The sequence below is a fragment of the Cellulomonas septica genome (assembly GCF_012396155.1).
Classification (GTDB): Bacteria; Actinomycetota; Actinomycetes; order Actinomycetales; family Cellulomonadaceae; genus Cellulomonas; species Cellulomonas septica.
The window spans coordinates 1-4594 of the sequence record NZ_JAAXOY010000268.1 but is presented as its reverse complement, the minus strand read 5'-3'; the positions used below and the strand labels follow the sequence as shown (position 1 = coordinate 4594).

The window sequence follows — 4594 nt, the reverse complement described above, 5'->3', positions numbered from 1 at the left end:
GCGGGCTCGAGCGTCGCGCACGTCGAGATCACCCGGCTCGAGGAGGGCGTCTTCCACGCCGAGCTCGTGCTCACGACCGGACCGCGCGTCGACTCGCGCGCCTCGGACGCGATCGCGCTCGCGCTGCTCGTCGCCGTCGCGCTCGGGCACGAGGTCGTCGCGGTCGACACGCGTCCGGAGAAGCTCGCCACGGCACGCCGCCTCAGCGCCGCATTCGCGGTCGAGCCCGACGACCTGGCAGCGACCGGCGTCCGCGCGCCGGTCGTCGTCGAGGCCGCGGGCTCGGCGCGCGCGTTCGAGACCGCGCTGGCGGCGACGGCCCCCGGTGGCACGACGGTGACGGTGGGCCTGCCCGCCCCGGAAGCCCGGGCGTCCGTCAGTCCGCTCACCCTCACCGCCGAGGCACGCACCGTCGTCGGCTCCTACCTCGGCTCCTCCGTGCCCGCACGCGACGTCCCCGTCTACGTCGACCTGTGGCGCGCCGGACGGCTCCCGCTCGAGGAGCTCGTGTCGTCGCACATCGCCCTCACGGACCTCGACCTCGCGATGGACCGGCTCGCCGCCGGCAGCGAGCTCCGCCAGCTCATCACGTTCGACGAGAGGACACCCACGTGACCGACGCCAGAACCGCCCTCGTCACCGGCGCCGCGCGCGGCATCGGCGCCGCGACCGCACGGCGACTCGCCCGTGACGGCCACCGCATCGCGGTCCTCGACCTGCGCGAGGATGACGCCGAGACGACGGCCGCCGCGATCCGCGCCGACGGGGGCGACGCGCTGGCCGTCGGCGCCGACGTGGGCGACGAGGACGCGGTCGCGCAGGCCGTCGCGCACGTCGCCCGCACGCTGGGCCCGCCGACGGTGCTCGTCAACAACGCGGGGATCCTGCGCGACAACCTGCTGTTCAAGATGTCGACCGCCGACTTCGACGACGTGCTGCGCGTGCACCTGCGTGGCGCGTTCCTGGTCAGCCGCGCCGTGCAGGCGCACCAGGTCGAGGCGCGATGGGGACGCGTCGTCAACCTGTCGAGCACGTCGGCCCTCGGCAACCGCGGCCAGGCGAACTACGCGGCCGCCAAGGCCGGCATGCAGGGGTTCACCAAGACGCTCGCGATCGAGCTCGGACCGTTCGGCGTCACGGTCAACGCAGTCGCCCCCGGGTTCATCGAGACCGAGATGACAAGGGCCGTGGCGGAGCGGGTCGGCGTCCCGTTCGAGGACCTGCTCGCCGCCGAGGCGAAGGCCGTCCCCGTCCGACGCGTCGGGCAGCCCGACGACATCGCCGCCGCGGTGTCGTTCTTCGCGTCCGAGGAAGCCGGGTTCGTGTCCGGCCAGGTGCTCTACGTCGCGGGAGGGCCGCGCGGATGACGATCACCGTGGACTCCCCCGCCGACCTCGCGTCCGTCGTCGGCACGACCGCGACCGGGCCGTGGCGGACCGTCGACCAGCAGCGCATCGACCTGTTCGCCGACGCGACCGACGACCACCAGTGGATCCACGTCGACCCGCGGCGCGCGGCGGACGGACCGTTCGGCGCGACCGTCGCGCACGGGTTCCTCACGCTCGCGCTGCTCCCCGCGCTGACCGAGGAGCTGCTCGACGTGGGCGGCACGTCCGCGGTCGTGAACTACGGGCTCGACCGCGTCCGCTTCCTCACGCCGGTCACCGCCGGGTCGCGCGTCCGGGCGACGACGACGATCGGGTCTGCGGAGGTCACGCCGCAGGGCGTGCGGGTCGGCAGCGAGGTCGTCGTCGAGGTCGAGGGTGCGGACCGGCCCGCGCTCGTCGCGGCGACGATCGCGCTCTACGTCCCGTCCTGACGCGGCGCGCACGACGACGTCTCGACGCCCGCTGCCGATCCCTCCCGGACCGCGGCGGGCGTCCGCCGTCTGGCCGCGCGCCCGAGCCTCAGGCCACCCGCTCCACGACCATCGCCATGCCCTGGCCGCCGCCGACGCACATCGTCTCGAGCCCGTAGCGCCCGTCGGTCGCGGCGAGCCCGTGCAGGAGCGTCGTGGTGATCCGGGCGCCCGTCATGCCGAACGGGTGGCCGACCGCGATGGCCCCGCCGTGCACGTTGAGCCGCTCGAGGTCGACGCCGATCGCCTTCGCGGACGGCAGCACCTGCGCGGCGAACGCCTCGTTGAGCTCGACGAGGTCCATCTGGTCGATCGTGAGCCCGGCGTGGTCGAGCGCGCGCCGGCTGGCCTCGACGGGCCCGAGGCCCATGATCTCGGGCGACAGCGCGCTGACACCGGTCGAGACGATGCGGCCGAGCGGTGTGAGACCGAGGCGCTCCACGACCCGGTCGCTCACGACCACGAGCGCCGCGGCGCCGTCGTTGAGCGGGCAGCAGTTGCCGGCCGTGACGGTCCCGTCGGGCCGGAACACGGGCGGCAGGGCCGCGAGCGCCTCGACCGTGACGCCACGACGCGGACCGTCGTCGGCCGCCACCCCGGTCCCGTCGGGCAGCGTGACCGGCGTGATGTCGCGCGCCCAGAACCCCGACGCGATCGCGGCCTCTGCGCGGTTCTGCGACAGCGCGGCGTACTCGTCCTGCTCGCGCCGGCCGGTGCCCGTGAGCTGGGCGACGTTCTCGGCGGTCTGGCCCATCGCGACGTAGACGTCGGGGAGACCGCCGTCCTCGCGCGGGTCGTGCCACGTCGTGCCGCCCCCGGCGGCCTGGGCGGTGCGGGTGACCGCGTCGCCGAACCGCGGGTTGGTGACGTCCTCGCCGGGGATGTGGTCGGACGAGCCGCGCGCGGTGCGGCTGACGACCTCGACGCCCGCCGACACGAACACGTCGCCTTCGCCCGCCTTGATCGCGTGGAACGCGGCGCGGGTGGTCTGCAGCGACGACGCGCAGTACCGGTTGACGGTCGTGCCGGCGGTCTCGTCGAGCCCGGACAGCACGGCGACGACGCGGGCCATGTTCATCCCCTGCTCGCCGCCCGGCAGCCCGCAGCCGAGGAGGAGGTCCTCGACGAGGCCGGGGTCGAGCGTGGGCACCTGCGCGAGCGCGGCGCGGACGACCTGGGCGGTGAGGTCGTCGGCCCGCAGCCCGGTGAGCGACCCCTTGAACGCGCGGCCGATCGGTGAGCGAGCGGCGGCGACGACGAATGCCTCGGGCACGGCGGACCTCCTGGTGCGGTGGGCGGATCAGTGCGGTGCGCGACGGGGACGCCGGACGGGACGCGGCGGGGGTCGCGGGGAGGGGCGGCTCAGACGAACGCCGAGACGCCCGTGATCGCACGGCCGACGATGAGGTTGTTCATGTCGCGCGTGCCCTCGAACGAGTAGACGGCCTCGGCGTCGGCGAAGAACTTGGCGACCCCGTGGTCGAGCTGGATGCCGTTGCCGCCGAGCAGCTCGCGGCACCACGCGACGGTCTCGCGCATCCGGGAGGTCGCGAACCCCTTGGCGAGCGCGGCGTGCTCGTCACCGAGCCGGTCCGCGTCCTGCATCCGCGACGCCTGCAGGCACAGCGCGATCGACGCCGTGATGTTGCCGAGGCACTGCGCGAGCCGGTCCTGGACGAGCTGGAACGACGCGAGCGGGCGGCCGAACTGCTCGCGCTGGCCGACGTAGGCGACGGTGGCCTCGAACGCGCCGACGGCGACACCGACGGCCTGCCAGGCGACCTCGGCGCGCGTGAGCCGCAGCACGACGGCGACGTCGCGGAACGAGTGGATGTGCGGCAGCCGGTCCGCCTCGTCGACGACCACGCCGTCGAGCGTGATGTCGGCGTTCTGCACGATGCGCAGCGCCTGCTTGCGCTCGATCTTGCTCGTCGTGAAGCCGGGCGTGCCGCGGCGGACGAGGAAGCCCTTGACCTGCCCGTCGGCGGTGTCGCGGGCCCAGATCACGACGACGTCGGCGAACGTGGCGTTGCCGATCCACCGCTTGGCGCCGTTGAGCACCCACGTGTCGCCGCGGCGCTCGGCGGTCGTGCGCAGCCCTTTGGACGCGTCGGACCCGGACAGAGGCTCGGTGAGCCCGAACGCGCCCAGGACCTCGCCGCGGCCCATCGGCGGGAGCCACTGCGCGCGCTGCTCGGGCGAGCCGCCGAGCGCGATCGAGCTCATCGTCAGGCCGCTCTGCACGCCGACGAAGGTCGCGGTGGACGGGTCGACGCGGGCGAGCTCGAGCGCGGCCCACCCCCGCCACACGGCGGAGTTCTCGAACCGCGAGGTCTCCGGCCACATCGCGCCGAACATCCCGCACTCGGCGAGCCCGGGGACGATCTGGTGCGGGAACTCGGCGCGGTCCCAGTAGTCGAGGGCGATGGGCCGGACCTCGCGCTCCATGAAGTCGCGCAGGCGCGCGGAGGCGTCGTGCTCGGCGGGGGTGAGCGCCTCCTGGAAGCCGTAGAAGTCGGCGGCGAGCGGGGCGTGGACGGGGGTGTCGGTGGTCGTCATGGTGCGTCTCCCTGATCGTCGTCGACCGGTGCGTGCAACATCTTCGAGAATGTTGCACCACGTGGAGCGCCCGGGTCTAGAGTCGGCGCATGCCGGATCCGACCGACCCGTCCCCCACCCCGGGCACGGGCGCCGCCGCCGCAGCGCACCGCGCGCCGCGCCCCGGGTCGCTCGCCG

Annotated in this window: 5 protein-coding genes; 3 read left to right on the top strand and 2 right to left on the bottom strand. The window is 74.4% G+C overall.

The features are described from left to right. The 3 genes from HGA02_RS11215 to HGA02_RS11205 form a co-directional block, all read left to right on the top strand. Positions 1–615, top strand: a 615-nt coding sequence (locus HGA02_RS11215; RefSeq protein ID WP_168679080.1) for a bifunctional nuclease domain-containing protein, incomplete at its 5' end; no start/stop codon positions are given. After that, positions 612–1367, top strand: a complete 756-nt coding sequence (gene fabG / locus HGA02_RS11210) for a 3-oxoacyl-ACP reductase FabG (RefSeq protein ID WP_168679079.1) — start codon at positions 612–614, stop codon at positions 1365–1367. The genes HGA02_RS11215 and fabG, both read left to right, overlap by 4 nt. Beyond that, a complete protein-coding gene (locus HGA02_RS11205) occupies positions 1364–1819 on the top strand; it encodes a MaoC family dehydratase (RefSeq protein ID WP_168679078.1) in 456 nt (151 codons plus the stop codon). The genes fabG and HGA02_RS11205 overlap by 4 nt, the downstream gene beginning before the upstream one ends. An 88-nt stretch (positions 1820–1907) precedes the next feature. Here HGA02_RS11205 and HGA02_RS11200 read toward each other — a convergent pair whose 3' ends face one another. After that, the gene (locus tag HGA02_RS11200; protein ID WP_168679077.1) at positions 1908–3131 is read right to left on the bottom strand and encodes an acetyl-CoA C-acetyltransferase; all 1224 of its coding nucleotides are present in this window, start codon (positions 3129–3131) and stop codon (positions 1908–1910) included. Positions 3132–3220: 89 nt separating this feature from the next. Next, a complete protein-coding gene (locus tag HGA02_RS11195) occupies positions 3221–4417 on the bottom strand; it encodes an acyl-CoA dehydrogenase family protein (protein ID WP_168679076.1) in 1197 nt (398 codons plus the stop codon). Positions 4418–4594: the final 177 nt, after the last annotated feature.